The organism is Streptomyces sp. NPDC059740 (assembly GCF_042733155.1).
Classification (GTDB): domain Bacteria; phylum Actinomycetota; class Actinomycetes; order Streptomycetales; family Streptomycetaceae; genus Streptomyces.
In genome coordinates this window covers 436,064-461,742 of the sequence record NZ_JBHWGP010000001.1, presented here as the reverse complement: position 1 = coordinate 461,742, position 25,679 = coordinate 436,064, and the positions used below count along the sequence as shown (strand labels likewise).

Genomic DNA, 25,679 nt, shown 5'->3' with positions numbered 1-25,679 from the left:
GGGACGCCGGGAGGTGTCTAGTCCCGTCCACTGCGCGGGGGGCCTCGGCGCGTTCCGCAGTCGAGACGGCCCCCGGCTGTCCGCTTGTCCGTCCCCCCGGCAACGCGACAGGCCCCCGGCAACGTGCCGGGGGCCTGATCAGCGGAGGAGGGTCAGCGCTCGACCTCACCGCGGATGAACTTCTCGACGTTCTCCCGCGCCTCGTCGTCGAAGTACTGCACCGGCGGCGACTTCATGAAGTACGAGGAGGCGGAGAGGATCGGGCCGCCGATGCCGCGGTCCTTGGCGATCTTCGCCGCGCGGGCCGCGTCGATGATGACGCCGGCGGAGTTCGGGGAGTCCCACACCTCGAGCTTGTACTCAAGGTTCAGCGGCACGTCACCGAAGGCACGACCCTCCAGGCGCACGTAGGCCCACTTGCGGTCGTCGAGCCAGGCGACGTAGTCGGACGGGCCGATGTGCACGTTGTCGGCGCCGAGGTCCCGGTCGCGGATCTGCGAGGTGACGGCCTGGGTCTTGGAGATCTTCTTGGACTCCAGGCGCTCGCGCTCCAGCATGTTCTTGAAGTCCATGTTGCCGCCGACGTTCAGCTGCATGGTGCGGTCCAGGACGACACCGCGGTCCTCGAACAGCTTGGCCATCACCCGGTGGGTGATGGTGGCGCCCACCTGCGACTTGATGTCGTCGCCCACGATCGGGACGCCGGCCTCGGTGAACTTGTCCGCCCACTCCTTGGTGCCCGCGATGAAGACGGGAAGAGCGTTGACGAAGGCCACCTTGGCGTCGATGGCGCACTGGGCGTAGAACTTGGCAGCCTCCTCGGACCCCACGGGGAGGTAGCAGACCAGAACGTCGACCTGGCGGTCCTTGAGTACCTGGACCACATCGACGGGAGCCTCGTCGGACTCCTCGATGGTGGCCTGGTAGTACTTGCCCAGTCCGTCCAGCGTGTGACCGCGCTGGACGTCCACGCCGGTGCGCGGCACGTCGCAGATCTTGATGGTGTTGTTCTCGCTCGCGCCGATGGCGTCGGCGATGTCCAACCCGACCTTCTTCGCGTCCACGTCGAAAGCGGCAACGAACTCGAGGTCCCGCACGTGGTATTCGCCGAACTGCACGTGCATGAGACCAGGCACACGACTGTCGGGGTCGGCGTCCTTGTAGTACTCGACACCCTGCACCAGCGAGGCGGCGCAGTTGCCCACACCGACGATCGCTACGCGAACCGAACCCATTCCGGTTGCTCCCTGTGTTCTCGTGAGGCCCCGCGGGGCGGTGCCTCAGGTGGTGGTCTCGTCGGAGGGGCCAGTACCGGTTTCGCCCCGGTGGTGGAATCCGCCGTCCGTGTCGTCGACCTGTTGCTTGTGGTCCGTGTCGGCGGGGTCCCCCGGACGCCGTTCGCGTCCCGCCCGCTCGCTCTCGATCAGCTCGTTCAGCCAGCGGACCTCTCGCTCGACCGACTCCAGCCCGTGGCGTTGCAGCTCAAGGGTGTAGCCGTCCAGCCGTTCGCGGGTACGGGCCAGCGAGGAACGCATCTTCTCCATGCGTTCCTCAAGTCGGGTGCGCCGTCCTTCCAGGACGCGCATGCGCACGTCGCGAGAAGTCTGACCGAAGAACGCGAAACGCACGCCGAAGTGCTCGTCCTCCCAGGACTCCGGGCCGGTGTTGGCCAGGAGTTCTTCGAAGTGCTCCATGCCGGCGTCGGTCAGGCGGTAGACGATCTTCGCCCGGCGGCCTGACAGGGAGGTGGAGGGGACACCCTCGGGTGGCGGGGAGCTCTCCTCGGCGATCCAGCCATGGGCCACGAGGGCCTTCAGGCAGGGGTAGAGGGTGCCGTAGCTGAACGCCCGGAACACCCCCAGTGAGGTGTTGAGACGTTTACGCAGTTCATAGCCGTGCATCGGGCACTCTCTCAGCAGGCCGAGCACGGCGAACTCGAGGATGCCGGACCTTCTGCTCATCCTCGCCTCCCTGCTCCCGGACCTGTGTCGAGCTGATGTATCGACCCGATACATCGAGACGATAGAACGCGGGGCGGAGAGGGGCAAGAGGGGCGGTAGTGAACGGCGTCACAAACAACTTCGAGGGTTGTCTGTGCCGATTTGGAGTGAATTTCGGTACTGGGCTTCTTTTGGCCCTGCGTAGTCTGTGCGGCATGCAGACCGCCAGGAGCCGAGGGGCGCGCGACGACGTCCCGGCCCCTGGTGCAGTGCGGCCTGGATCTCTGGGGAGGGCCGCGCACGGGGGGACCTACGAGTCATTGCCGCCTTCAGGCGAGAGAGCGCGCCTGCCCTAGGAGTTTTCGTTCCATGAGCGAGCACCGTCGCAAACCGCCGCCACCGGCCGGCGGACGTGCCGCCGCACGAAGGGCTGCTCAGCAGTCCTCCGGCCGTCGTGCCGCGCCCCCGCGCGGTTCCGCAGCCGGACCGGCGTCACCGCAGGCCGAGCCGGAGCGGCCCTACGGCGGCAGAGCCGAGGCCCGCCGTGCAGCACAGCGCGGCGGCCGTCGACGCGCGGCCGAACCAGCGACCATGGCGGAAGGCGGTGGCCGCGGCGGACGCCGTGGCTCCGGCGGTGGCCGTCGCGGTGGCGAGCCGCCCAAGAAACGGTTTGTGGACTACCCCCGTGCCGGACGGTACGGCTGGAAGCGGTGGGTACCGTCCTGGCGCCTGGTGACCGGTACGGGAATCGGCTTCTTCGGCGCTCTCGTGGCGGCGGCGGGCATCTCGTACGCGATGGTCGGGGTGCCGAACATGGCCGATTCCGCCAAGGCCCAGAACAACGTCTACTACTGGGCCAACGGCAAACCGATGGTCGCGGCCGGAGGCTCGGCGACCAACCGGCAGATCGTCGACTACGACGACATCCCGAAGTACATGCGGTACGCGGTGATGTCCGCCGAGAACAAGACCTTCGAGACCGACAGCGGCGTGGACCCGATGGGCATCGCCCGCGCCCTGTTCAACATGGCCAAGGGTGGCGAGACGCAGGGTGGTTCGACCATCACCCAGCAGTACGTCAAGAACGCCATGCTGGACGACCAGTCGCAGTCGATCAGCCGGAAGTTCAAGGAACTCTTCATCTCGATCAAGGTGGGGGCCGAGGTCCCCAAGGACGAGATCATGAGGAACTACCTGAACACGGCGTACTACGGCCGCGGTGCCTACGGCATCCAGGCTGCGGCCCGGACCTACTTCAACAAGGACGCCTCCAAGCTCGACCCGAGCCAGTGCGCCTTCCTCGCCTCGATGCTCAAGGGCGCCACGTACTACGACCCCGCCGGCAACGCGGCGATCGACCCGGTCAACGCCACTCCGGACAAGAACCGGAAGCGGGCGGAGGCGCGGTGGTCGTGGATCCTGAGTGAGGAGAAGAAGGACCACCCGTCCGAGCGTGCGAAGCTGAGCCGCTACACCAGCTTCCCGAAGGTGCAGGCCCCGCACAGCAGCGGCCAGTTGAGTGGTCAGATCGGGTACCTCGTCGACCTCGCCAACGCTTACGTGGAGAACCACTCCGGTATCTCGGAGAAACAGCTCCAGCGCGGCGGATACGAGATCCACACGACCTTCGACAAGGCGAAGGTCGACAAACTCTCCCGCGCAGTGGAGAACGTCCGCAAGAAGAACATCGATCCCAAGAAGCGCCCTGACAAGGACACCTACGTACAGTTCGGTGGCGCCTCCGTCTCGCCGAAGAACGGTGCGATCCAGGCGATCTACGGCGGTGAGGACGCGACCAAGCACTTCACCGACAACGCCGACGTGACCGGTGCGCAGGTGGGATCGACCTTCAAGCCGTTCGTGCTGGCCGCCGCGCTGCGGGACGGCGTGCGTGACCCCGACGGGCCGAAGGACCAGCCGGCGAGCATGCGGACCCCGGTCTCCCTGAAGAGCCTGTACAGCGGCAAGAACAATCTCAAGATCAAGAACTATGACGGCACGACCTGGACGGACAAGAAGGGCAGGGAGTGGCTCCAGGCCAACGACGGCCACGAGTCGGTCAACCCGCCCAGCTACCTCGTCGACCTGCGCAGGGCGATGATGCTGTCCACCAACTCCGTCTACGTCCAGCTCGGCATGGACGTGGGGCTGGACAAGGTCAAGCAGTCGGCGATCGACGCGGGCATCTCCCCGGACAGCCTGACGGGTGCCGCCGACTACCCCTCCTTCTCGATCGGCACCACGGACCCGAGCGCCATCCGCATGGCGGGGGCCTACGGGACCTTCGCCAACCAGGGACAGCAGAACGATCCCTACTCCGTGGAGTACGTGAAGCGGGAGGGCGACGAGGTCTACCGTCACCACGAGCAGACCAAGGCGGCCTTCGACCCGAAGGTGGCCAACAACGTCACCGACGTGCTGAAGTCCGTCGTCGACGGTGGTACGGGCACCAACGCCCAGCTTCCCGGTCGTCAGGTCGCGGGAAAGACCGGAACCACCGACGGCAACAAGTCGGCATGGTTCGTCGGCTACACCCCCCAGCTGTCGACCGCGATCACCATGTACCGGTACGACGACAACGCCAAGAGTCAGGGCCGCAAGTTCCTGGAGATGTATGGCACCGGCGGTCAGGACAAGATCCACGGTGCCTCGTTCCCCTCGGAGATCTGGCACGACTACATGGCGAACGCACTGGCCGGAACCAAGGCGGTGAACTTCCCGGCACCCGAGCCCATCGGTTCGGTGGTGGGCCTCCACAGCCCCTCGCCGACCCCCTCGCCTTCGGCCTCGCACTCCGACGAGCCCTCCCACAGCCCCTCGCCGTCCACCTCGGCTTCCGGTTCCGGGCAGCCCAGTCCCAGTGACACCTGCTCACCATGGGATGTGGCCTGCAAGAACCAGACCGGGGGCGACGACGGAGGTGGCCAGACGGGTGGCGACACGGGAGGACCCAGCTCCGACCCGTCCACCGAGCCACCAGGGCAGGACAACGGCGGCTGGTGGGGTGGTGGCGGCTGAGAGGGGTAGAAGTCGGGCACTCTTCGTGACCGCTCCTGTTTCACGTGAAACAACCCCGATGAGACCGTCCGCCACGCACCCGCGCGGGTCCGGATAGGACGGGCCTCGGCCGGCGCCGGCCACCGCTTCGACAAGCCGAAGCCTCCGCTCACGGAGGCTTCGGCTTGTTCGGTGCCGGGGGTGGAACGAGGCGGCTGACGGCCTCCGGCAGGCCGGTGTCCCGGCGGTTCCCTGCCCCGTTCTCGGCACTGCGCGCGGCGCACCAGCAGGGGCAGCGCACACGCCGATCCGGGAAATGTCAGCCGACTGGGCGACGAAGTCGGAGCGATCGGGTTACTGCGCGTACGGACTGTGGCCTTACCGCGAGATCCGTCACTCTCCGGCGTGGTCTTCCTCGTCCTCAGCCGGTACGGCTTGCGGCAGGATGGTGGGCATGACGCGAGTGCGAGAGGACGAGCCCGTCGCGCCCACTGTCCGCGACGACGTGGCGGCCTCCGGAAGTGAACTCTTCGGTGGCCCGATCGGCCGGCACGCCCTGCTGGGCCGGTCCTGGTGGACTCCGGCGCGAGTGATCGTGATGGTGGCCATCGCCATGTTCGCCCTGGGCATGGTGCAGAAGCTGCCCTGCTACGACGGCGGCTGGTTCTTCGGCGCGACCGCGCAGTACACGCATGCCTGCTACTCCGACATCCCCCACCTCTACGCCGGCCGTGGGTTCGCCAGCGGGCTGATCCCCTACTTCGACAAGCTGCCCGGCTCCATGGACTATCTGGAGTACCCGGTTCTCACCGGCCTCTTCATGGAGGTCGCGTCCTGGCTGACCCCCTCGGGGGACGGTGTGCACCAGGAACAGGTCTACTGGCTCGCCAACGCGGGCCTGCTCCTGGTCTGCACGGCGGTGGCGGTGGCCTGTGTCGTCCGTACCCACCGCAGGCGTCCTTGGGACGGCCTCCTGGTGGCGTTGGCGCCGGCAGCAGCCCTGACGGCGACCATCAACTGGGACCTCTTCGCCGTGGCTCTGACGGCCGCGGCCATGCTGATGTGGTCGCGCAGCCGGACGGTGGCCGCCGGCGTCCTCATCGGGCTGGCGACTGCGGCCAAGCTCTACCCGGTGTTGCTGCTCGGCCCCCTCCTGGTGCTCTGCTGGCGCGCCGGGCGCTGGCGGGCCTTCGGCGGGGCGCTGGGGGGAGCGGTGGTCTCCTGGCTCGTCGTGAACCTGCCCGTGATGGTCGTGCATGACGGGAGCGGCTTCCACCTGCGCGAGGGCTGGCTGAAGTTCTACACCTTCAGCCAGGAACGCCCCGTCGACTTCGGTTCGCTGTGGCTGATCATCTCGCAGCGGACAGGGAACCCGTTGGCCGACGTGAACACCTGGGCGACCGGGTTGATGCTGGTGGGCTGTGCGGCCATCGGCGTACTCGCCCTGCTGGCACCCCGGCGCCCGCGGTTCGCGCAGCTCGCGTTCCTCGTGGTGGCGCTGTTCGTGCTCACCAACAAGGTCTACTCGCCCCAGTACGTCCTCTGGCTCGTCCCCCTGGCCGCACTCGCCAGGCCCCGCTGGCGCGACTTCCTGATCTGGCAGGGCTGCGAGGTCGCCTACTTCCTCGGCATCTGGTCGTACCTGGCCTACACCGGCAGCGGGGACAAGCACCAGGGGCTCCCGGTGGACGGCTACCAGCTCGCCATCGCCGCACACCTCCTGGGCACGGCCTACCTCTGTGCGCTCGTCGTACGGGACGTGTGGTGGCCGGATCGGGACCTGGTCCGCCGGGACGGGGAGGACGACCCCTCCGGCGGCGTGCTGGACCAGGCACCGGACGTCTTCGCGCTGCGGTCCCGGCCGCGCGAGGGACACGAGGCCATGGAGAGGGCAGGGACCACGGTGAACTGGGGCGCGGAAGCGGACTGACCCCGCGCGTGCACGAGGGGCGGCCCGGCAGGGGAGCGATGCTCCTGCCGGGCCACCCCTCGTGCCGCGTTCCGGGCCGGGGCGCCGGTGTCAGCGGTCGACGATGCGGTCGAACTGCGTCGTGGTGTGCCGCAGGTGTGCCACCAGCTCGTCCCCGACCTGCGGCTGGGGTGCGTCGGAGGGGACGAAGAGGATGGAGACCTGCATGTGCGGGGGCTCTGCGAACCAGCGCTGCTTACCCGCCCACACGAACGGCGAGAGGTTGCGGTTGACGGTCGCCAAACCGGCGCGGGCGACCCCCTTGGCCCGCGGCATCACGCCGTGCAGTGCCTTCGGTGACTCCAGCCCCACCCCGTGGGAGGTGCCGCCCGCCACCACGACGAGCCAGCCCTCCGCGGCGGACTTCTGCTGGCGGTAACCGAACCGCTCGCCCTTGGCCACCGGAGAGACGTCCAGGACGGAGCCGCGGTACTGGGTTGCCTCGTCGTCCCCCAGCCAGAGCCGGGTGCCGATGCGGGCCCGGAACCGGGTCTGCGGGAACTGCTGCTGGAGTCGTGCCAGCTCGTCCGCCTTGAGGTGGCTGACGAACATGGTGTGCAGCGGGAGACGGGCTGCTCGCAGCCGGTCCATCCAGGAGATGACCTCCTCCACCGCGTCGGAGCCGTCGGTGCGGTCCAGCGGGAGGTGGATGGCGAATCCCTCCAGCCGCACGTTGTCGATGGCCGCCGCCAGCTTGGGGAGGTCCTCAGGCGTCACGCCATGGCGCTTCATGCTGCTCATGACCTCGATGACGACGCGGGCCCCCACCAGGCCGCCCACACCGTCCACCGAGGAGACCGAGCGCACCGCACGGTCGGGCAGCGGTACGGGCTCCTCCCCCGGGCGGAAGGGCGTCAGGACGAGCAGGTCGCCACCGAAGTAGTCCTTCATGCGTGCGGCCTCGTAGGTGGTGCCGACGGCGATCATGTCGGCGCCCAGGGCGGTCACCTCGTCGGCGAGGCGTTCGTGTCCGAAGCCGTAGCCGTTCCCCTTGCAGACGGGGACCAGGCCGGGAAACTGCTGCACGATGGTGTGCTGGTGCGCCCGCCAGCGCGCGGTGTCGACGTAGAGGGAGAGCGCCATGGCCGGCCCGAAACCTTTCTCGTAGCAGCGTGGGAGGTCGGTGGCGCCAGGGGCGCCACCGGATAGAGCGACAAGCGTAGGGGGAGGAGATGCAGGTGCGCGTCAGCGCAGCGACATGGCGACGTCGAAGGCCTTCTGCAGCAGCTTGTTGAGTGTGAAGTCCCACTCGCCGAGGTACTCGGCCGCCTGACCACCGGTGCCGACCTTGAACTGGATGAGGCCGAAGAGGTGGTCGCTCTCGTCCAGCGAGTCACTGATGCCCCGCAGGTCGTAGACGTGGGCACCCAGGGCGTGGGCGTCTTGCAGCATCGTCCACTGCATGGCGTTGGACGGCCGCACCTCGCGCTTGTGGTTGGCGGACGCTCCGTAGGAGTACCAGACGTGACCGCCGACGATCAGCATGGTGGCCGCGGCGACGTTCTCCCCCTCGTGCTGGGCGAGGTAGAGACGCATCCGGTCGGGGTCCTCCTTGTTCAGGGAGGACCACATGCGCTGGAAGTAGGAGAGAGGACGGGGCCGGAACTGGTCACGCTCGGCCGTGATCTCGTACAGGCGCTGCCACTCCTGCAGGTCGTCGTAGCCACCTCGCACGACCTGGACGCCGGCCTTCTCGGCCTTCTTGATGTTGCGCCGCCACAGCTGGTTGAAGCCCTTGTGGATCTCTTCGAGGGAACGGTCCTGCAGCGGCACCTGGAAGACGAAGCGGGGCTGGACGTCGGCGAAGCCGGCACCGCCGTCCTCGCCCTGCTGCCACCCCATGCGCCGCAGCCGGTCGGCCACCTCGAAGGCGCGGGGCTCGATGTGGGTGGCCTCCACGTCGCGCAGCCGCTTGACGTCCGGGTTCTGGATGCCGGACTTGATGGCGGCCGCGTCCCAGCGCCGGATGACCACGGGCGGGCCCATCTTCACGGAGAAGGCGCCCTTCTGCTTGAGGTGGGCCAGCATGGGCTGCAGCCAGTCCTCGAGGTTGGGCGCGTACCAGTTGATGACCGGGCCCTCCGGCAGGTAGGCGAGGTACCGCTTCATCCTGGGGACCTGCCGGTAGAGGACGAGGCCAACGCCCACCAGGCGACCGTCGGTGTCGAACCAGCCGAGGTTCTCCGACTGCCACTCGGCCTTGACGTCAGCCCATGCCGGAACCTGCATGTGACTGGCCGAGGGCAGGTCCTGGATATAGGCCAGGTGCTGCTCTCGGCTGATGGTCCTCAGGGTCAGGCTCATGCGGGGCGCTCCTCAGCAGGTGTGTCCCCGATGGTCGGGGTTCCGGCTCTCGCGGCGAAAGCCTACTGCGAGCGGGGAGCACCTGGCCTGGGCACACGGCCCGCTTGCCGCAAGCCGAAACCCTCAGGAGCGATCCGTGGGACGGACACGGCTGATCGACCCTCCGCAGCGGCCGGTGCACGGCCCGCCACCGCAGAGGGCATGCGCACAGCGGGGCCCGTCCCGGCCAGGTACCGGTGGGACGGGCCGAACGGCGCGAACCTGTCAGACGACGCCGCCCAGCAGTCCCCCGTGGGCCAGGCCCAGACCGAAGCCGAGCGCCGCCATCCCCATGCCGATGACAAGGAGGAACCGTTCCCCCGTGGTGGCGGAGATGAACTGTCCCCAGGCGCCGGTGACGATGGCCACGAGGCCGAACCAGCAGGAGATCAGATGGAGGTTGTAGAAGGCGGCGGTCGCCACGGCCACTGCGCCCAGTACGAAGGTGATCGCCGCCAGGGCGTTCTCCTTCGGGTGCGACCTGCCGTCGTTGTTGAGGAGGGAGAGGAGACCGTGGTGGGGTCGGGCTGCCTGAGTCATGCGACACCTCCAGGACGAGGCGGCGGATGTTACGCCGCTCACAGTCGTCGTAGACCAGATTGACGGCATCAGGGTCGGGATTTCAACCGGAAGGCCTCAGGCAGGTAGTCTGTAGCGTCTGCGCCCTGGTCTGTCCGGATTGCCTCCAGCGACCGAGCAGGGAGGGCGCGGCAACGCATACGACCCTCCTGCCACGGAACGACCGTGGCCGCTGAGTCCAGAGGAGGTGGGTTCCACATGCGTCACTACGAGGTGATGGTCATCCTCGACCCCGATCTCGAGGAGCGCGCTGTCTCCCCGCTGATCGAGAACTTCCTTTCCGTCGTCCGTGAGGGCAACGGCAAGGTCGAGAAGGTCGACACCTGGGGCCGTCGTCGTCTCTCTTACGAGATCAACAAGAAGCCCGAGGGCATCTACTCGGTCATCGACCTGCAGGCCGAGCCTGCGGTCGTCAAGGAGCTCGACCGTCAGATGAACCTGAACGAGTCGGTTCTGCGGACCAAGGTCCTCCGTCCCGAGACCCACTGAACGCTTCAGCGTCAGCGGTAAACGGGTTCGAGTAGCAACAGCAGCCAGCAGCACACCCGCCGAGAGGTTCCCCTAATGGCAGGCGAGACCGTCATCACGGTGGTCGGCAATCTTGTCGACGACCCCGAGCTGCGCTTCACCCCGTCGGGTGCGGCGGTCGCGAAGTTCCGTATCGCGTCCACCCCCCGCACCTTCGACCGCCAGACCAACGAGTGGAAGGACGGCGAGAGCCTGTTCCTGACCTGCTCGGTGTGGCGGCAGGCGGCGGAGAACGTCGCAGAGTCCCTCACTCGCGGTACCCGCGTGATCGTGCAGGGGCGCCTGAAGCAGCGGTCCTTCGAGGACCGTGAGGGCCAGAAGCGCACGGTCTACGAGCTCGACGTCGACGAGGTCGGCGCGAGCCTGCGCAACGCCACGGCCAAGGTCACCAAGACCAGCGGTCGAGGCGGCCAGCAGGGGGGCGGCTTCGGCGGTCAGCAGGGCGGCGGAGGCGGTGGCTGGGGCGGCCAGCAGGGCGGTGGCGGCGCACCCGCCGACGACCCCTGGGCGACCAGCGCTCCCTCCGGCGGCCAGCAGCAGGGCGGCGGAAGCTGGGGCGGCGGCCCCGGCGGCGGCTACTCGGACGAGCCGCCCTTCTAGCCCCGGCGGTCACGCCCGAAAGGCGTGTGATCGCGCCGTTTCACGTGAAACATCGCGGAACGGGCGGGCTGGCGAGGGCCAGCACACACTTCTTGAATTCACTGGAGAGAGACAATGGCGAAGCCGCCTGCTCGCAAGCCGAAGAAGAAGGTTTGCGTGTTCTGCAAGGAGAAGATCTCCTACGTCGACTACAAGGACACGAACCTGCTGCGGAAGTTCATCTCCGACCGCGGCAAGATCCGTGCCCGTCGTGTCACGGGTAACTGCACCCAGCACCAGCGTGACGTCGCCACGGCCGTGAAGAACAGCCGTGAGATGGCGCTGCTGCCCTACACCTCCACCGCGCGATAAGGGAAGGGTGACCGACCAATGAAGATCATCCTCACCCACGAGGTCTCCGGCCTCGGCACTGCCGGTGAAGTCGTGGACGTCCGCGACGGTTACGCCCGCAACTACCTGGTCCCGCGCGGTTTCGCGATCCGCTGGACCAAGGGTGGCGAGAAGGACGTCGAGCAGATCCGCCGCGGTCGCAAGATCCGGGAGATCGCCACGATCGAGCAGGCCAACGAGGTCAAGGGCCAGCTCGAGAACGTCAAGGTGCAGCTGGCCGTCCGTGCCGGTGACGCGGGCCGCCTGTTCGGCTCGGTGACCCCGGCCGACATCGCCTCGGCGATCAAGGCTGCCGGTGGCCCGGACGTGGACAAGCGCCGCGTCGAGCTCGGTGCGCCGATCAAGAGCGTGGGCGCCCACCAGGTGTCCGTGCGTCTGCACAGCGAGGTCGTTGCCCAGCTGGGCATCGAGGTCGTCGCTGCCTGATTCAGGCAGCCCACCCTGAGCGGTGGACGAGGGGCCGCATCCCGCAGCGGGATGCGGCCCCTCGGTCGTTCGTCAGCGCCTGCTGAAGATCCGTGCGCTCAGCGAGTGGCGCCTGTGACCAGCCATCGCCCGGATCGGGAGCGAAGCCAGAGGGTCACCATGCGGGTCACCATCATGAGGCCCATGGCGCCCCACAGGGCTGTCAGGCCGCCGCCCAGGCTGGGGACGGCGAGTGCCACCGGCGCGAAGACGGCGAGCGTGACGATCATGGCCCAGGCCAGGTACCGGCCGTCGCCGGCGCCCATGAGGACGCCGTCGAGGATGAAGACCACCCCGGCCACCGGTTGGACCACGGCCACCACGAGCAGTGCCAGGAACAGGGCGTTCCGCACTGCCGGGTCCGAGGTGAAGACCGGGATGAAGAGCGGACGGGCGAGGACGACCAGCAGGCCGAGCACGACCCCTGCGAGCAGGCCCCACTGGACCATGCGGCGGCAGGCGGCCCGTGCACCCTCCGGGTCCCCTGCCCCCAGGTAGCGGCCGATGATGGCCTGACCTGCGATGGCGATCGCGTCGAGAGCGAAGGCCAACAGGGACCACAGAGTGAGGACGACCTGATGCGCGGCCACGTCAACATCGCCGAGTCGGGCTGCGACGGACGTGGCGATCACCAGAACGGCACGGAGGGAGAGCGTGCGCACCAGCAGCGGGACGCCTGCCCGTGCGCAGGCGCGGATGCCGGAGACGTCCGGTCGGAGTGAGGCACCGTGGCGTCGGGCACCGCGGACGACCACGCTGAGATACACGGCGGCCATGGCGCACTGGGCGATCACCGTTCCCCAGGCGGAGCCGGCGATCCCGAGCCCGGCCCCGTAGACCAGGCAGAGGTTGAGGACGGCGTTGGCGCTGAAGCCGCCGATGGCCACGTACAGGGGGGTCCGGGTGTTCTGAAGACCGCGCAGCACCCCGGTCGCGGCCAGGACCACGAGCATCGCGGGGATGCCGAGTGCACTGATCCGCAGGTAGGTGACCGCGAAGGGGGTGGCGGTGGGAGAGGCGCCGAGGAGGCCCACGATCAGTGGGGCGGTGGGGAGGACGGCCGCGATGACCAGCACTCCCAGGAGGACGGCGAGCCAGATGCCGTCCATGCCCTGCCGGATGGCGGCGGGCAGGTCCGCGGCACCCACCCGGCGTGAGACGGCTGCCGTGGTCGCGTAGGCGAGGAAGACGAAGACGGAGACCGCGGTGGTCAACAGGGAGGACGCCACGCTGAGGCCGGCCAGCGGGGAGGTACCCAGGTGCCCCACCATGGCGCTGTCCACCATGACGAAGAGTGGTTCCGCGATCAGTGAGCCGAGGGCGGGAAGGGCGAGCGCGACGATCTCGCGGTCGTGGCGGCGGAGTGCCCGTCGCGGCGTGGCGGGAGCCTGCGTCATACCGTCAATCTAATCTTCCACAGGTAAGAGTCGCAATGGTCTGTGGGCCATTACATGTCCGCTGTGCGGAAGTGTGCCGGTGAGGCATACGGACGGATCTTCGCGCAGGGGTGAAAGTTTTTCTCCCCCACAGCCTATGGACGACAAACGGGCAGGTCAGATGGTGTTCGTCTGAGGGCGTGTGGGCTTGTCCACACCTGTTTCCCCCGGCGCGTGCACAGGTTCGGCGGGGTTCTCCACAGGAACGGGCCCATCATCCACACGCCCTGTGGATAACCAGATTGGTGCACGGTGCCCGGGGGCCTACCGTAGAGCGGCGCAGCAGACCCGGTTCAGGCCTTCCGGCCCGGTCCCCGAGGCGCCGAGGCCGACGCAGGACGTCGACCCGAAGTCAGCATCGTGCCCCTGGAGACCGGAGGGTACGGACGAGGTTCGCGTGGCGGACGGGAGGAGGTGGCTGTCGTGAGCATTCCGGAGCCGCTGGACGATCCCTGGGCCGAGAGCGGACCGAGTGACAGGCTGCCGGCCGCCCGTGGCCGCCGCGGCGACCGGGGACGTGGCCGTGAGGACCAGGAGGACGGCTCCGGCCCGTGGTCCGGTGGATTCGAGCGGGTACCGCCGCAGGACCTGGAGGCCGAGCAGTCCGTGCTCGGCGGCATGCTGCTCTCCAAGGACGCGATCGCCGATGTCGTCGAGGTCCTCAAGGGCCACGACTTCTACCGTCCGGCGCACGAGCTGATCTACACCGCGATCCTGGACCTCTACGCACGGGGCGAGCCGGCGGACCCGATCACCACGGCCGCCGAGCTGACCAAGCGGGGCGAGATCGGCCGGGTCGGCGGCGCCTCGTACCTGCACACCCTGGTGCAGTCGGTGCCGACGGCGGCCAACGCGGAGTACTACGCCGAGATCGTCCACGAGCGGGCGGTGCTGCGTCGGCTGGTCGAGGCCGGCACCAAGATCACGCAGATGGGATACGCCGCCGACGGGGACGTCGACGAGATCGTCAACAGCGCCCAGGCGGAGATCTACGCCGTCACCGAGCAGCGGACCAGCGAGGACTACCTGCCGCTGGGCGACATCATGGAGGGCGCACTCGACGAGATCGAGGCGATCGGCTCGCGCCAGGGCCAGATGACGGGTGTCCCGACCGGCTTCACCGACCTCGACTCGCTGACCAACGGCCTGCACCCGGGCCAGATGATCGTCATCGCGGCCCGACCGGCGATGGGTAAGTCCACGCTGGCCCTGGACTTCGCCCGCGCCTGCTCCATCAAGAGCAACATGCCCAGCGTCATCTTCTCGCTGGAGATGGGGCGCAACGAGATCGCCATGCGCCTGCTGTCTGCCGAGGCCAGGGTCGCCCTGCACCACATGCGCTCCGGCAGCATGACCGACGAGGACTGGACGCGGCTGGCGCGACGCATGCCCGACGTCTCCTCGGCCCCCCTCTACATCGACGACTCGCCCAACCTGTCGATGATGGAGATCCGGGCCAAGTGCCGGCGCCTCAAACAGCGGCAGGGGTTGCAGCTGGTGGTCATCGACTACCTCCAGCTGATGCAGTCCGGCGGCGCCCGGCGGCCCGAGAGCCGCCAGCAGGAGGTCTCGGACATGTCGCGAAACCTCAAGCTCCTCGCCAAGGAGCTGGAGATCCCGGTGATCGCCCTGTCCCAGCTCAACCGTGGTCCGGAGCAGCGCACCGACAAGAAGCCCATGGTCAGCGACCTGCGTGAGTCCGGCTCCATCGAGCAGGACGCCGACATGGTCATCCTGCTGCACCGCGAGGACGCCTACGAGAAGGAGTCCCCCCGGGCCGGCGAGGCCGACCTCATCGTGGCCAAGCACCGTAACGGCCCGACGGCGACCATCACCGTCGCCTTCCAGGGCCACTACTCCCGCTTCGTGGACATGGCTTCCACCTGAGGGGCGGCTGCGAGGCCTGGAACCCGGCTGCGTCATCACCGCTTCGAGCCGCATGCGGGGGCCGATGCCTCCGAGGCCACCCGGGCTCTCGCCGACTTCTCCTCGACGCCCCCGGTGTCCACACGGTCTTCGCCGACGTGGAGCTGTCGAACCCGGCCTCCGTCCGTGTGCTGGAGAAGGCCGGCTTCCAGCGATGGGGTACCCAGGAACACACGGCCGCTCATGCGGCTGACGCCAGCAGCTTGGAGTGCACGCCAGGTCAAGGGGTGTCGACGACCCCGGGTGGCGGCTGCCGGGAGCGCAGGCCACAGCGCCGGCGGGTGACGGACCTGCGGACCCCCGCTTTCGCACCGGTCGCCGGGGCCGAGGCGCGCGGGTTCCGCGGTGCGGTTCAGGCGGAGAGGGGCTGTGGCTGCTCCTCCGGTCCGGCTTCCTGGGCGCAGGCGGCGGCCAGTTCGTCCAGTGACACCCCCAGTGCGGTGGCGAGGGCGGCCACGGTGAAGAAGGACGGAGTCGGGGCCCGTCCGGTCTCGATCTTGCGCAGGGTCTCTGCCGAGACGCCTGCCGCTGCGGCCACCTCGACCATGCTGCGGTCGGCACGGGCCTGCCGCAGCAGCGTGCCGAACAGCTCTCCGCGCTGTCGTTCCCAGGGGCTCAGGGGAGTTCGCACCATACCCGTGATACTAATACCGGTATAAGTATTGGGTGGCGTCGGGCCGGGTGCTGGTGTCAGTGCCGGTACGGCTGCGAGAGCAGGGAGTGCGGAACATGGTGGAGATCAAGACGGACGCGGCGCTGGAGGCGATGCGGGAGGCCGGGCGGGTCGTGGCCCGTGCGCTGGCTGCCGTACAGGACGCCGCCGCGGTCGGTGTGTCGCTACGGGAGCTGGACGAGGCGGCCCGCGCGGTGCTGGACGAGGCCGGAGCCCGTTCGCCCTTCCTCGGCTACCGGCCCTCCTTCGCGCCCACCCCTTTTCCTGCGGTGATCTGCACGTCGGTCAACGACGCCGTCGTCCACGGCGTCCCCAGCGGCTACCGGCTGCGTGACGGCGACCTGGTCAGCATCGACTGCGGCGCGGAACTCGACGGCTGGACCGGTGACGCCGCCGTCACGTTCACCGTCGGCACCCCGCGACCGGACGACCTGGAGCTGATCAGCGCCACCCAGCGGGCTCTCGACGCCGGTATCGCCGCGCTCACCGTGGGAAACCGCATCGGCGACATCTCCCATGCCATCGGCAGCGTCGCCCGGGCGGCAGGTTGCGGCATGCCGGCCGACTTCGGCGGCCACGGCATCGGCCGGCGTATGCACGAGGACCCCCACGTCGCCAACCGGGGACGTCCCGGCCGTGGCTTCCCCCTCCGGCACGGCCTGGTCCTCGCCATCGAACCCATGCTCATGGCGGGCGGACGCGACGACTACCGCACCGGCACCGACGGCTGGACCCTCTACAGCGTCGACGGCAGCCGAGCCGCGCACATCGAGCACACCGTCGCGGTCACCGAGCAGGGGCCCCGCGTCCTCACCGCCCTCTGACCGGTAGTCGGGGGCAGCGGCGCCGACGGGCCCCGGGGGCGGCCGCAGCCGGAGGACGTGCGGGCCGTCGGTCAGCCGGACCTCCCGGTGGAGCGGCCGGTTCCGGAGGCGGTGCCTCCCGCCCGGAACGCCCGGCGGTAGGCGCCGGGAGTGGTACCGAGGGCGCTGTGGAAGCGCCTGCGGAGATTGGTGGCGGAGGACAGGCCGACGTGCCGGGCGACGCCGTCCAGCGGCAGGTCGGAGGACTCCAGGAGTTCCCGGGCCGCGTCGATGCGTCGGGCGAGCAGCCACTGACCGGGGCTGGTGCCGAGCTGGTCGGCGAACCGGCGGGCGAGTGTGCGTGCCGAGAGGCCCGCCTGTGCCGCGAGGTCGTCGAGGGACAGCGGTTCACCGAGTCTGCCAGTGGCCCATGCCAGCAGCGGGGCCAGCGTGCCGTCGATCTGGGTCGGGTGCGGCGGCGCCGCGTACTGCTGCTGCCCGCCCTCCCGGTGGGGTGGCATGACCATGTGGCGTGCCACCTGGGAGGCGTACCGGGCGCCGTGGTCGGTGCGGAGCAGGTGCAGACACAGGTCGATACCGGCGCCCGCGCCTGCGCTGGTGGCGACGTCGCCGTGGTCCACGTACAGCACGTCGGGGTCGACCCGGACGGCTGGGTACCGCGCGGCCAGCTCCGCTGTCCGGGCCCAGTGGGTGGTCGCCCGCCGGCCGTCCAGCAGCCCGGCGTGTGCCAGGGCGAAGGCACCGGAGCAGATGCTGACCACGCGCACGCCTCGGGAGTGGGCCTCGCGCAGCGCCCGGACGACCGCCGGCGACGGGGGTTCGCCGACGGGCAGCCAGCCGGGGACGATGACGGTGTCCGCGTGGTCGAGTGCCGCCAGTCCGTCGGTGACGTGCAGGGTGTACCCCGCGAGCGTGGCCACCGGACCGGGCTCTTCGGTGCACACGGCGAAGGTGTAGCGGGTGGTGAGACCACCTCGTGGGATGCCGAACACCTCGGCCGCGCAACCGAGTTCGAAGGTCGACTGGGGCGGTCGCACGAGTGCCAGCACACGATGCATGGCGAGAAAGTACCGCAGCGTGTCTTTCCTGACACTCCGCCGGGGGCAGACCGCACGGCAGGCTGACGGCATGACGAGAACATGGGACACCACAGGCTGCGAGTGGGCGACGGTACAGGACGCCCCCGTACGCGAGATCTTCCCCGGCATCCGGGTGCGACCGTTGTGGAGCGGGGACGGCGGCGCGAAGGCCCAGGTGCTGGAGATGGATCCGCACGCCTGCTGGCAGGGGGTGGACGTGCACGCCCCGGGCCCCGAGGAGGTCTACGTGGTGTCCGGCGTCTTCAACGACGGGGACCGCGACCACCCCGCCGGGTCCTTCGTGCACGCCCCCGCGGGCTCCTCCCACGTTCCGCAGACGACGACGGGTTGCACCTTGTTCGTGTTCTATCCGCAGGGATGAGCGGACGGGCACGTCAGCCGTCGACACCGACGTCAGGAGGTGTAGGCGCGGCGTGCCAGCGGGGAGGAGTAGACGACGCTGGTGGTGACGGGGCCGAGGGTGGAGAGCCGGCCGGTGAGGGCCTCCAGGTCTCGCATGGACCGGGCGGTGAGCTTGATGACGAAACAGTCGTCACCGGTGGTGTGGTGGGCTTCGAGGATCTCGGGCATCGCGTCGAGCAGCTCGTGGAACGCCTTGTCGTTTCCGTGGGGGTAGCGGAGCCGGATGAAGGCCAGGAGGGGGCGGCCCAGACGCTCGGGATCGACCAGGGCGGTGTAGCCGGATATCACCCCGCTCCCCTCCAGCCGCCGGACCCGCTCGGCGACGGCCCTCGCGGACAGGGAGACAGCGCGGGCGAGTTCGGCGTAGCTCATCCGCCCGTCGCGTTGCAGGGCTTCCAGGATGCGCCAGTCGACGGCGTCCGGGGAGTACTCGGTCATCGGCTCAGCCAACCCGTGAAACCCCCACCCGACAAGGGAGTTGCCGGTCGACCGTGGTCCTTCTGACACCGGGGCACCACCAGCGTTCCGGGCATGAGCGAGCCCGTACCGACGCCCTCCGAGCCCCCGGCCCAGAGCGACTCGACGGCCTCGCCAGCACAGCCGGTGCCCGCCGGCCCGGAGCCTCGTCGGGGTGCGGCCCGAGCGCCGGCACCGAGCCCGCAGGCCACCCGGCCTCGGAGCGGTGCCGGCCCGGCCGGGTCGGAGGGTTGCGGCTGCTGAGGCGGTGGCGGTGAGGATGCCTCCTGCCGCCGGTGTGGGGCGCCGGAGAGCGCCGGACGTACAGTCGGGCGTGACCCGGAGCCGTGGCGAGAGCGGCTCTCACCCGCTGGAAGGCCGTCGTGACTGCGAACGTTGATGCCCCCGTCCTGTTGGACCTGCCGCCGTTGACCGCTGAGCACTTCGCGCGCATCGAGGACAAGGTGGCGTCCCTGATGCGGACGCGCGCGAACGTGGTGACGATGCAGGGCGAGGCGCTGCTGCCCCTGGAGGCCGCCATCCGCGGGGTGGCCGGCCCCGGGACCGTGGCGCTGAACATCATCACGGGGCCGTACGGCGAGACCTTCGGGCGCTGGCTGCGTTCCTGTGGGGCGCGGGTCGTCACGATCGAGGCCCCCTTCACGGGAGCCGTGGCCCCGGAGCAGGTCGCTGAGGCGCTTCGGCAGAACCCCGAGATCGACTTCGTCTCGCTGGTGCATGCCGAGGCCGCCACCGGCAACACCAACCCGGTGGCGCAGATCGGTGCCCTCGTGCGTGACCACGGGGCTCTCCTGATGCTGGACGCGGTCGCATCGGTGGGAGCCGAGCCGCTGCTGACGGACGAATGGGGGGTCGACCTGTGCATCATCGGCGGACAGAAGGCCCTCGCCGGGCCCGCGGGCGTCTCCTCGGTGTCGGTCAGCGACCGCGCCTGGGAGCGCATCACGGCCAACGAGCAGGCCCCGCGAGGGTCCTACCTCTCGCTCCTGGACTGGAAGGAGCGCTGGTGGGACCGGGGCCGAGCAGCGCTGCCCCACGCCCCCGCCCAGTGGGAGATGCTCTCCCTGGAGCAGGCCGTCGACCGGATCGAGGCAGAGGGCCTGGACCGCACGATCCAGCGTCACCGGGCCGCCGCTGCGGCGACGCGAGCCGGTGTGCCGGAACTGGGCGGCCTCACGCCGTACGTCATCCGTGACCAGGACGCCGCCCCTGCCGCCACGACGGTGCGCACCCCTGCGGGAGTGGACGCCCGCCAGGTGGTCACCGCCGCTCTGGCCGCAGACGCTTCGGTTCCCGTCCAGGCCGCCGCAGGAGCCCTGGCCGGAGAGATGATCCGGGTCAACCACTACGGTCAGGCCGCCGACCAGGACGTGGTCCGGGCATCCCTCGCGGCCCTGGGCGCCGGCATGCAGGCGCTGGGGCACGCAGTGGACCTGGAGGCCGCCGCCCGCCTCGCGGACACCGCCTGGGCTGAGGTCACCGGACGCTGAGCCACCGGTCACCGAGCCACACCGCCCGCGGACGCCTCAGGTGTCCGCGGGCAGCCTGACCGCGCCGGACCATGACCCATGGACGGTCCGGCGCTCGTTCCACGTGAAACATCGGCGGCCTTTGACGAGGTACTCCGACCTTCCGGAGTGACGGGCCCTTCGGACGCTCGGCCGCCCGACTCGGACAACCAGCCCGCCCCGCCCGGGCATCCGCCGGTTCGGTGCCTCACCCCACCTCACGTCCGAGGAGTCCTCCGTCAGTTCGGTCGCCCAGCTGTGCCCTGCCCTGCCCTCACGTCCGACGCGTCCTCCGTCGGTCCGGGCGCCCAGCTGTGCCCTGCCCTGCCCTCACGTCGAGCGCGCTGCTCTCGCCGGTTCGGCGTGCTCTTCCCGTCGGTTCGGTGTCCTGTCCTGCCTGACATCGGGTGTGCTCTTCCCCGCTCCTTCCCTCCTCGGTCGGTCGCTCCTCGTCCGGGCACTCCCTGGCCGGTCCCACCTCGTCCGGTCTCTCCTCGTCCAGGCCCTCCTCGTTCAGGCCCTCCTCGTCCGGTCCCTCCCCGGCCGGTTCCGTCTTTCCCGGCCCGGTGCGGGAGGTCGGTTACCGCGGTGGTCGGGAGGTGCTGGATAGAATCGGAACCTACGACCCGGTTGCTGGTCGGTCGGCCGGTGCCGTCCGGAGGCAGGAGGAGGCGCGGGTGGCGGAACGTCGTGCCGGATCGCCGGAGCGTGCTGACGCGCGGCGGAACCGTGCGCAGGTGCTTCGTGCGGCGAGGGAGGCGTTCGAGGAGCGGGGTTCGAGAACCTCACTCGGGGAGATCGCGCGACGGGCGGGGGTCGGAGCCGGCACGGTCTACCGGCACTTCCCGTCCAAGGAGGCCCTGTTCCGCGCGACGGTGGAGGACCGCATCCGGCTGTTCACCCTCACAGCGCGCGACCTGGCCGAGGTCGACCGTCCTGACCTGGTGTTCTTCCGATTCCTCGCGTCCATGGTGCGGGTGGCGAGTCAGAACGGTGCGTTGTCCGAGGCCCTGGCGGAGGTCGGCTGTGCCGATGCGGGGGCGTTGCCGGCAGCCGAACGCGAGCTGGACAGAGCGTTGGAGGTCCTCCTGGAGAGGGCTCGGCGGGCCGGTGCGGTCCGGGGCGACGTGCTCGTCGAGGACGTGTGGACGCTGGTCGCCGGCTGCCTGGCCATGGAGCGTGCGGCGGCCCGGCGCTCAGCACGGACCGCCGCGGAGCGGGCGGGAGGCGGACCCTCAGGGGTGCCCGGCAGAGCGACGCTGTTGGCGATCGATGCCCTGCGTCCCGGGCGACACGTGACGAAACTGCCCAGGAAAGCCCGGAAGCGTGACGAAAGAGCCTGTGCGGGCTGCGGGGAACCGGTGGGCGCCGCGAGGACGGGACGTCCGGCGCGTTACTGCGGAGCCGCCTGCCGGCAGAGGGCTTACCGAACACGCCGACGCGCGGCAGGCGCGGCAGAGCCGTCGGGAGAGCGCGGTGCGAGCAAGGCGCGGGGGCGAGAGCGGTACGCGGAGGAACACGACGGGGCGCGGCGGGTGGCGGAGTCGTTCCGCGAACTGGAGCGCCACCTCTCGGAGGAAGCCGCTGACCCGCCGGACTGAGACCCACCGGACTGAGACCCGCCGGACTGAGGCCCACCGGACTGAGGCCCACCGGACTGAGGCCCACCGGACTGAGGCCCACCGGACTGAGGCCCACCGGACTGAGACCCGCCAGATTGAGGCCCGCCGGACTGAGGCCCGCCGGTCTGAGGAGCCACCTGACTGCGCCTGGGACCGCACCACCTGGGACCGCACGAGGTGGCCGGGGCCGGCACCTGGCACGGGGGGCCGGAGAGTTGCACGGAGCGCCCCCGGGACCGGACTGGGAGAAGGCTGAACCGGCGGAAGCTGCACCGTGACCGCCCCCGACCGGCGGAAGGCCGCACCCTGACCGACCAGACTGACGGAACGCGGCACACAAGCCGCTCCGGACCGACCGAGCCCGGCTCACAAGCCCCGGTGCGTTGCGGCAGTGAGGTCAGAGGCTGAGTTTGAAGCCCAGGTGGGAAGCCTCGAAGCCGAGGCGCTCGTAGAAGCGGTGGGCGTCGACCCGGGTGACGTCCGAGGTGAGCTGCACCAACTGGCAGCCGAGCGTGCGGGACTCCTCGACGGCCCAGGTGATCAGCCGGGTACCCAGGCCTTCGCTGCGGACATCGCTGTGGATGCGTACGGCCTCGATGATGGAGCGGACCGTGCCCCGCCGGGACAGGCCGGGGATCACGCTGAGGTGGAGGGTGCCGATGGGCTGCCCCTCCCGCACGGCGACGACCAGGTGCTGGTTCGGGTCGGCGGCGATCCGCTCGAACGCCTCGTGGTAGGGCCGCAGGTCGTCCGGGGTCTCCCGGGCGGCGCCCAGGGGGTCGTCAGCCAGCATGGCGACGATCGCGGGGATGTCGTCGGCAGTCGCACGGCGGATCTCGACAGGGCTCATGGGGGGAAGCGTAAACCGCGCCCGGACGGGGAACGCGGGTCCCCCGGGTCTTCCTTACCGCGGGTACGGCATTCTCGTGCGCAGCGCTCGGAGCCACCTCGCAACGGCGGCTCGCAGGGCGCTCGTCAGGTGCTGTGCAGCCTCGGTCCGGTGCTCGGGTGGGGGAGCACAAAGGCTCCGGAGGTGGCGTAGCGAGACCGAACGGTAGCGGAGAGAGGTCATAGCGGGCCGGACCGGTGATCTGACGGGGCATTATTTTCAGTGAAAGGGCGTTGCATTCCGTGCGGGGCGATGCATTCCGGCTGTGGGGAGGATCACCGGGCGTAGGGACCGGACCGGGGCGTAGAAGCCGGGTGTTGTGGTTTCCCCCGGTGCCGGTATCGTCTGGCACGGTTCGTGGAACATGTATCTCCGCCCGGTTGCGGGGCGCTGTGAACCCGAGCGGACGCGCAGAGCCTGCCAGCTTAGCGTGCGCACGGCGTCGTCGCGCGGGTTCCGGAGAGAGATGGGGCCCGTTCCGGGTGACGATGGCAGGCTGTGCGGACCGGAGCGCCCCGCGGGTAGGCGCCCGTTCGCCGTCAGACGGTGACGGAAGCGTCCCGTACGTACCGAGGATGGAGCTTGTCCGCTTTGGAGAGCGTTGCCGGTTGGTAGGAGACGAATAACAATTCCGGAGCGGTGCGGGGGATTTCGGGCAGGTTCCTTATTGTGAGGAAACTGCGAAAACGAGTGAAAGACGTTCGAGGCGAGGCAGACCATGGACGCTCCGACCACCACGGCAGCCGGAAACGGCTCGTCCGGCGGCGACAGTGGCGATTGGGGTTGGTTCACTCGCGCGAAGAAGTCGCGTGAGGAGCAGGACGCGGACCCGGCCCGTCCCGACGAGGCCGCGGCTGCCGGCCCGGAACGCCCGGTGAGCCCGATACGCCCGGTGGGGACCGCTGCCGAACGGGGTGCCGCAGGGGCGGCCGCCGCAGGTTCCGCCGCGGAGGGCCGTGCCAGGGGGGACCAGGGGCCCCAGCCGGAGCAGGAGCGTCACGGCGTCTCCCGCGAGCCGGAGCCCGACCACCGCGGCCACCGCACGTCCTCGCCGCTCCGCGGGCAGGAGCCGGTGACCGGCGAAGGAGCAGGCTGGTACCGCCCGGAGCCACCGCACCCGACCGCCTCCCACAGCTCCGCGGCCGCCCGCCACCCCGCCGCACCGCACCCCGCCGAGGACGAGGTCCAGGCACCGACGCGCGAGCCTGCGCCGACGCCGACGCCGACGCGAGGGCCGTGGACGCCACCGGCCCCCGCCACGAGCGTTTTCGAACCGGCCGCGCAGCGGCCCGGAGCACCGGCCGAGGAGCCGGCCGGACCCGCACACCACGCGGCCGGACCCGCACACCACTCGGCCGGGCCCGCCTACGGCTCCATGCCGTCGGCCCCGCGGCACCCGGACTCCTCCGAGGTGGGCCACGCGCCGCGGGAGCGGTCCACCCAAGAGGCCGCCGCCCCCGTCTCGTCCTGGTTCAGCGCCCCCGCGGAGCCCCGGCGCGCCGCCGAGGGGGACCGTCCGGTGCCCGGGCCGGGTGCCGACGGCCAACCAGGTCGACAGGACAGCGGCGCGGCGTCCCGGAGCGCGGAGGAGGCCCACCTCGCACGGGCGTCCTCCGACGTCTTCGTCCCGCCCCACCGACGTCCGGCAGCCGACGCACCCGGCGCTCCCCGGCGCGCCGAAGCGCCGGCCGCCGACCGCCCGGCGGCGCCACCGGAGCCCACCCACCCGCTCCCCGCGACCGGTCCGGCGGCGGAATCCTCCTCGGTGGCGGGTCCGACCGACGAGGGCTCCCCCGACGCGATACTGATCCGGCGCACGCTGGAGGAAGTCGAGCCGATCGCCGACAAGCTGACGGCCTACTTCTACGCCCTGCTCTTCGTCCGCCACCCGCACCTGCGCGACCTGTTCCCGGCGTCGATGGACACCCAGCGGGACCGGCTCTTCAGCGCCCTGCTGACCGCCGCGCGCAAGGTCGACGACACCGACCGGCTCAACGAGTACCTCACCCATCTCGGGCGCGGCCACCGCAAGTACGGCACGCTGCCCGAGCACTACCCGGCCGTCGGCGAGTGCCTGCTGGCCGCACTGTCGCGGTACGCCCCGCACACCTGGGGCGAGGAGGCGGAAGCGGCATGGGTGCGGGCCTACACCGAGATATCCCAGACCATGATCGACGCGGCGGCCGAGGACGAGGCCTTCGCACCGGCCTACTGGGAGGCCGAGGTCGTCTCGCACGAGCTGCGCACCCCCGACATCGCGGTGGTCACCGTCCGCCCCGACCAGCCGTACCCCTTCCAGGCCGGGCAGTACACGAGCCTGGAGACGCCGTGGTGGCCGAAGGTCTGGCGCCACTACTCCTTCGCCGCAGCCCCCCGCTCGGACGGCCTGCTCTCCTTCCACGTCAAGGCGATTCCGGCGGGCTGGGTCTCCAACGCGCTGGTGCACCGGGCGCGCGCCGGTGACGTGGTGCGCCTGGGCGCGCCCGCAGGCACGATGACGGTCGACCACACCAGGGACAACGGTCTGTTGTGCCTCGGGGGCGGCACCGGCATCGCGCCCATCAAGGCGCTGGTCGAGGACGTCGCCGAACACGGCAGACGCAGACCCGTCGACGTCTTCTACGGCGCGCGCAGCGACCACGACCTGTACGACATCGACACCATGCTGCGCCTGGCCCAGACCCACCCGTGGCTCCAGGTACGGCCGGTCGTCCTGCAGACACCCGTCGCCGATGTGCTGGACAGCGTGGTCGGCCAGCTCCCGGAGGCGGTCAGACGGTACGGGCCGTGGAGCGGATACGACGGCTACCTCTCCGGACCGCCCGGAATGATCCGCAGCGGTGTGGAGGCCCTGGTCGGGGCAGGCATCCCGACCGCACGCATACGGCACGACTCCCTGGACGAGCTGATCGCCGCCGGCGCTCCGCCCACCGCGGACCTGTGAGACGGCGGTTCGGGGCGACCCGTGACGGCAGCCGACGCCGCTGGGCGCCGGCAACGGATGAGTGGTG

At 70.1% G+C, this 25,679-nt stretch carries 22 protein-coding genes; 12 read left to right on the top strand and 10 right to left on the bottom strand.

Annotation, left to right across the window (positions count from 1 at the left end):
• Positions 1-152 precede the first annotated feature (152 nt).
• Together ACFV3R_RS01675 and ACFV3R_RS01670 are read right to left on the bottom strand one after the other, a co-directional pair.
• Positions 153-1,235: an inositol-3-phosphate synthase gene (locus tag ACFV3R_RS01675; protein ID WP_385573470.1), complete on the bottom strand. Its 1,083-nt coding sequence runs from the start codon at positions 1,233-1,235 to the stop codon at positions 153-155.
• Between the two features lie 45 nt (positions 1,236-1,280).
• Complete coding sequence (locus tag ACFV3R_RS01670) at positions 1,281-1,961, bottom strand: PadR family transcriptional regulator (protein WP_385573468.1); 681 nt, start codon at positions 1,959-1,961, stop codon at positions 1,281-1,283.
• Between the two features lie 348 nt (positions 1,962-2,309).
• On the opposite strand from ACFV3R_RS01670, the gene ACFV3R_RS01665 reads away from it, so the two are divergent.
• On the top strand, positions 2,310-4,958 hold the full coding sequence (locus ACFV3R_RS01665) for a transglycosylase domain-containing protein (RefSeq protein ID WP_385573465.1): 2,649 nt from the start codon (positions 2,310-2,312) through the stop codon (positions 4,956-4,958).
• A gap of 433 nt (positions 4,959-5,391) precedes the next feature.
• Positions 5,392-6,867, top strand: coding sequence for a glycosyltransferase family 87 protein (locus ACFV3R_RS01660; RefSeq protein WP_385573463.1), 1,476 nt, complete (start codon positions 5,392-5,394; stop codon positions 6,865-6,867).
• 90 nt (positions 6,868-6,957) lie between these two features.
• Here the strand turns inward: ACFV3R_RS01660 and ACFV3R_RS01655 are convergent, their stop codons facing one another.
• The 3 genes from ACFV3R_RS01655 to ACFV3R_RS01645 form a co-directional block, all read right to left on the bottom strand.
• Positions 6,958-7,989: an alanine racemase gene (locus tag ACFV3R_RS01655; protein ID WP_385573460.1), complete on the bottom strand. Its 1,032-nt coding sequence runs from the start codon at positions 7,987-7,989 to the stop codon at positions 6,958-6,960.
• 102 nt (positions 7,990-8,091) lie between these two features.
• Positions 8,092-9,210 carry a lipid II:glycine glycyltransferase FemX gene (locus ACFV3R_RS01650; protein ID WP_385573458.1) on the bottom strand — a complete coding sequence of 373 codons (1,119 nt, stop codon included), beginning with the start codon at positions 9,208-9,210 and terminating at the stop codon, positions 8,092-8,094.
• A 264-nt stretch (positions 9,211-9,474) separates the two neighbouring features.
• Positions 9,475-9,789 carry a hypothetical protein gene (locus tag ACFV3R_RS01645; RefSeq protein WP_385573456.1) on the bottom strand — a complete coding sequence of 105 codons (315 nt, stop codon included), beginning with the start codon at positions 9,787-9,789 and terminating at the stop codon, positions 9,475-9,477.
• Between the two features lie 237 nt (positions 9,790-10,026).
• Between ACFV3R_RS01645 and rpsF the strand changes: the two genes are divergently transcribed.
• The 4 genes from rpsF (at position 10,027) to rplI (ending at position 11,772) form a co-directional block, all read left to right on the top strand.
• The gene (gene rpsF, locus ACFV3R_RS01640; protein WP_003978891.1) at positions 10,027-10,317 is read left to right on the top strand and encodes a 30S ribosomal protein S6; all 291 of its coding nucleotides are present in this window, start codon (positions 10,027-10,029) and stop codon (positions 10,315-10,317) included.
• Between the two features lie 75 nt (positions 10,318-10,392).
• Positions 10,393-10,956 carry a single-stranded DNA-binding protein gene (locus ACFV3R_RS01635; protein WP_385573452.1) on the top strand — a complete coding sequence of 188 codons (564 nt, stop codon included), beginning with the start codon at positions 10,393-10,395 and terminating at the stop codon, positions 10,954-10,956.
• A 114-nt stretch (positions 10,957-11,070) separates the two neighbouring features.
• Positions 11,071-11,307, top strand: coding sequence for a 30S ribosomal protein S18 (gene rpsR, locus ACFV3R_RS01630; RefSeq protein ID WP_003978893.1), 237 nt, complete (start codon positions 11,071-11,073; stop codon positions 11,305-11,307).
• 18 nt (positions 11,308-11,325) lie between these two features.
• Complete coding sequence (gene rplI, locus ACFV3R_RS01625; protein ID WP_385573450.1) at positions 11,326-11,772, top strand: 50S ribosomal protein L9; 447 nt, start codon at positions 11,326-11,328, stop codon at positions 11,770-11,772.
• A 98-nt stretch (positions 11,773-11,870) separates the two neighbouring features.
• On the opposite strand, the gene ACFV3R_RS01620 is transcribed toward rplI, so the two are convergent.
• On the bottom strand, positions 11,871-13,208 hold the full coding sequence (locus ACFV3R_RS01620) for an MATE family efflux transporter (RefSeq protein ID WP_385573447.1): 1,338 nt from the start codon (positions 13,206-13,208) through the stop codon (positions 11,871-11,873).
• A 462-nt stretch (positions 13,209-13,670) separates the two neighbouring features.
• On the opposite strand from ACFV3R_RS01620, the gene dnaB reads away from it, so the two are divergent.
• Positions 13,671-15,134 carry a replicative DNA helicase gene (dnaB, locus tag ACFV3R_RS01615; protein ID WP_385573445.1) on the top strand — a complete coding sequence of 488 codons (1,464 nt, stop codon included), beginning with the start codon at positions 13,671-13,673 and terminating at the stop codon, positions 15,132-15,134.
• 391 nt (positions 15,135-15,525) lie between these two features.
• On the opposite strand, the gene ACFV3R_RS01610 is transcribed toward dnaB, so the two are convergent.
• The gene (locus ACFV3R_RS01610; protein WP_385573442.1) at positions 15,526-15,807 is read right to left on the bottom strand and encodes a helix-turn-helix domain-containing protein; all 282 of its coding nucleotides are present in this window, start codon (positions 15,805-15,807) and stop codon (positions 15,526-15,528) included.
• 95 nt (positions 15,808-15,902) lie between these two features.
• On the opposite strand from ACFV3R_RS01610, the gene map reads away from it, so the two are divergent.
• Positions 15,903-16,670: a type I methionyl aminopeptidase gene (gene map / locus ACFV3R_RS01605; RefSeq protein WP_385573440.1), complete on the top strand. Its 768-nt coding sequence runs from the start codon at positions 15,903-15,905 to the stop codon at positions 16,668-16,670.
• Between the two features lie 71 nt (positions 16,671-16,741).
• On the opposite strand, the gene ACFV3R_RS01600 is transcribed toward map, so the two are convergent.
• A complete protein-coding gene (locus ACFV3R_RS01600; protein ID WP_385573437.1) occupies positions 16,742-17,728 on the bottom strand; it encodes a helix-turn-helix domain-containing protein in 987 nt (328 codons plus the stop codon).
• Between the two features lie 70 nt (positions 17,729-17,798).
• Between ACFV3R_RS01600 and ACFV3R_RS01595 the strand changes: the two genes are divergently transcribed.
• On the top strand, positions 17,799-18,131 hold the full coding sequence (locus ACFV3R_RS01595) for a cupin domain-containing protein (RefSeq protein WP_385573435.1): 333 nt from the start codon (positions 17,799-17,801) through the stop codon (positions 18,129-18,131).
• A gap of 32 nt (positions 18,132-18,163) precedes the next feature.
• Here the strand turns inward: ACFV3R_RS01595 and ACFV3R_RS01590 are convergent, their stop codons facing one another.
• Positions 18,164-18,610: an Lrp/AsnC family transcriptional regulator gene (locus tag ACFV3R_RS01590; RefSeq protein ID WP_385573433.1), complete on the bottom strand. Its 447-nt coding sequence runs from the start codon at positions 18,608-18,610 to the stop codon at positions 18,164-18,166.
• A gap of 401 nt (positions 18,611-19,011) precedes the next feature.
• Here ACFV3R_RS01590 and ACFV3R_RS01585 point away from each other — a divergent pair, with 401 nt between their 5' ends.
• The gene (locus ACFV3R_RS01585; RefSeq protein WP_385573431.1) at positions 19,012-20,139 is read left to right on the top strand and encodes a pyridoxal-phosphate-dependent aminotransferase family protein; all 1,128 of its coding nucleotides are present in this window, start codon (positions 19,012-19,014) and stop codon (positions 20,137-20,139) included.
• 584 nt (positions 20,140-20,723) lie between these two features.
• Positions 20,724-21,758 (top strand): TetR/AcrR family transcriptional regulator, encoded by a 1,035-nt coding sequence (locus ACFV3R_RS01580; RefSeq protein ID WP_385573429.1) that lies wholly within the window; start codon positions 20,724-20,726, stop codon positions 21,756-21,758.
• Positions 21,759-22,176: 418 nt separating this feature from the next.
• On the opposite strand, the gene ACFV3R_RS01575 is transcribed toward ACFV3R_RS01580, so the two are convergent.
• A complete protein-coding gene (locus tag ACFV3R_RS01575) occupies positions 22,177-22,629 on the bottom strand; it encodes a GNAT family N-acetyltransferase (protein ID WP_385573426.1) in 453 nt (150 codons plus the stop codon).
• Between the two features lie 757 nt (positions 22,630-23,386).
• Here ACFV3R_RS01575 and ACFV3R_RS01570 point away from each other — a divergent pair.
• Positions 23,387-25,612 (top strand): globin domain-containing protein, encoded by a 2,226-nt coding sequence (locus ACFV3R_RS01570; RefSeq protein ID WP_385573422.1) that lies wholly within the window; start codon positions 23,387-23,389, stop codon positions 25,610-25,612.
• The last annotated feature ends 67 nt before the right edge of the window (positions 25,613-25,679 follow it).

Coding starts and splice junctions, on each gene's coding strand:
- ACFV3R_RS01670 (WP_385573468.1), bottom strand. CDS start 1,961: ATGAGCAGAAGGTCCGGCATCCTCGAGTTCGCCGTGCTCGGCCTGCTG.
- ACFV3R_RS01650 (WP_385573458.1), bottom strand. CDS start 9,210: ATGAGCCTGACCCTGAGGACCATCAGCCGAGAGCAGCACCTGGCCTAT.
- ACFV3R_RS01590 (WP_385573433.1), bottom strand. CDS start 18,610: ATGACCGAGTACTCCCCGGACGCCGTCGACTGGCGCATCCTGGAAGCC.
- ACFV3R_RS01600 (WP_385573437.1), bottom strand. CDS start 17,728: ATGCATCGTGTGCTGGCACTCGTGCGACCGCCCCAGTCGACCTTCGAA.
- ACFV3R_RS01620 (WP_385573447.1), bottom strand. CDS start 13,208: ATGACGCAGGCTCCCGCCACGCCGCGACGGGCACTCCGCCGCCACGAC.
- ACFV3R_RS01655 (WP_385573460.1), bottom strand. CDS start 7,989: ATGGCGCTCTCCCTCTACGTCGACACCGCGCGCTGGCGGGCGCACCAG.
- ACFV3R_RS01570 (WP_385573422.1), top strand. CDS start 23,387: ATGGACGCTCCGACCACCACGGCAGCCGGAAACGGCTCGTCCGGCGGC.
- rpsF (WP_003978891.1), top strand. CDS start 10,027: ATGCGTCACTACGAGGTGATGGTCATCCTCGACCCCGATCTCGAGGAG.
- map (WP_385573440.1), top strand. CDS start 15,903: ATGGTGGAGATCAAGACGGACGCGGCGCTGGAGGCGATGCGGGAGGCC.
- ACFV3R_RS01610 (WP_385573442.1), bottom strand. CDS start 15,807: ATGGTGCGAACTCCCCTGAGCCCCTGGGAACGACAGCGCGGAGAGCTG.
- ACFV3R_RS01660 (WP_385573463.1), top strand. CDS start 5,392: ATGACGCGAGTGCGAGAGGACGAGCCCGTCGCGCCCACTGTCCGCGAC.
- ACFV3R_RS01665 (WP_385573465.1), top strand. CDS start 2,310: ATGAGCGAGCACCGTCGCAAACCGCCGCCACCGGCCGGCGGACGTGCC.
- ACFV3R_RS01595 (WP_385573435.1), top strand. CDS start 17,799: ATGACGAGAACATGGGACACCACAGGCTGCGAGTGGGCGACGGTACAG.
- rplI (WP_385573450.1), top strand. CDS start 11,326: ATGAAGATCATCCTCACCCACGAGGTCTCCGGCCTCGGCACTGCCGGT.
- ACFV3R_RS01675 (WP_385573470.1), bottom strand. CDS start 1,235: ATGGGTTCGGTTCGCGTAGCGATCGTCGGTGTGGGCAACTGCGCCGCC.
- rpsR (WP_003978893.1), top strand. CDS start 11,071: ATGGCGAAGCCGCCTGCTCGCAAGCCGAAGAAGAAGGTTTGCGTGTTC.
- ACFV3R_RS01635 (WP_385573452.1), top strand. CDS start 10,393: ATGGCAGGCGAGACCGTCATCACGGTGGTCGGCAATCTTGTCGACGAC.
- ACFV3R_RS01645 (WP_385573456.1), bottom strand. CDS start 9,789: ATGACTCAGGCAGCCCGACCCCACCACGGTCTCCTCTCCCTCCTCAAC.
- ACFV3R_RS01575 (WP_385573426.1), bottom strand. CDS start 22,629: ATGAGCCCTGTCGAGATCCGCCGTGCGACTGCCGACGACATCCCCGCG.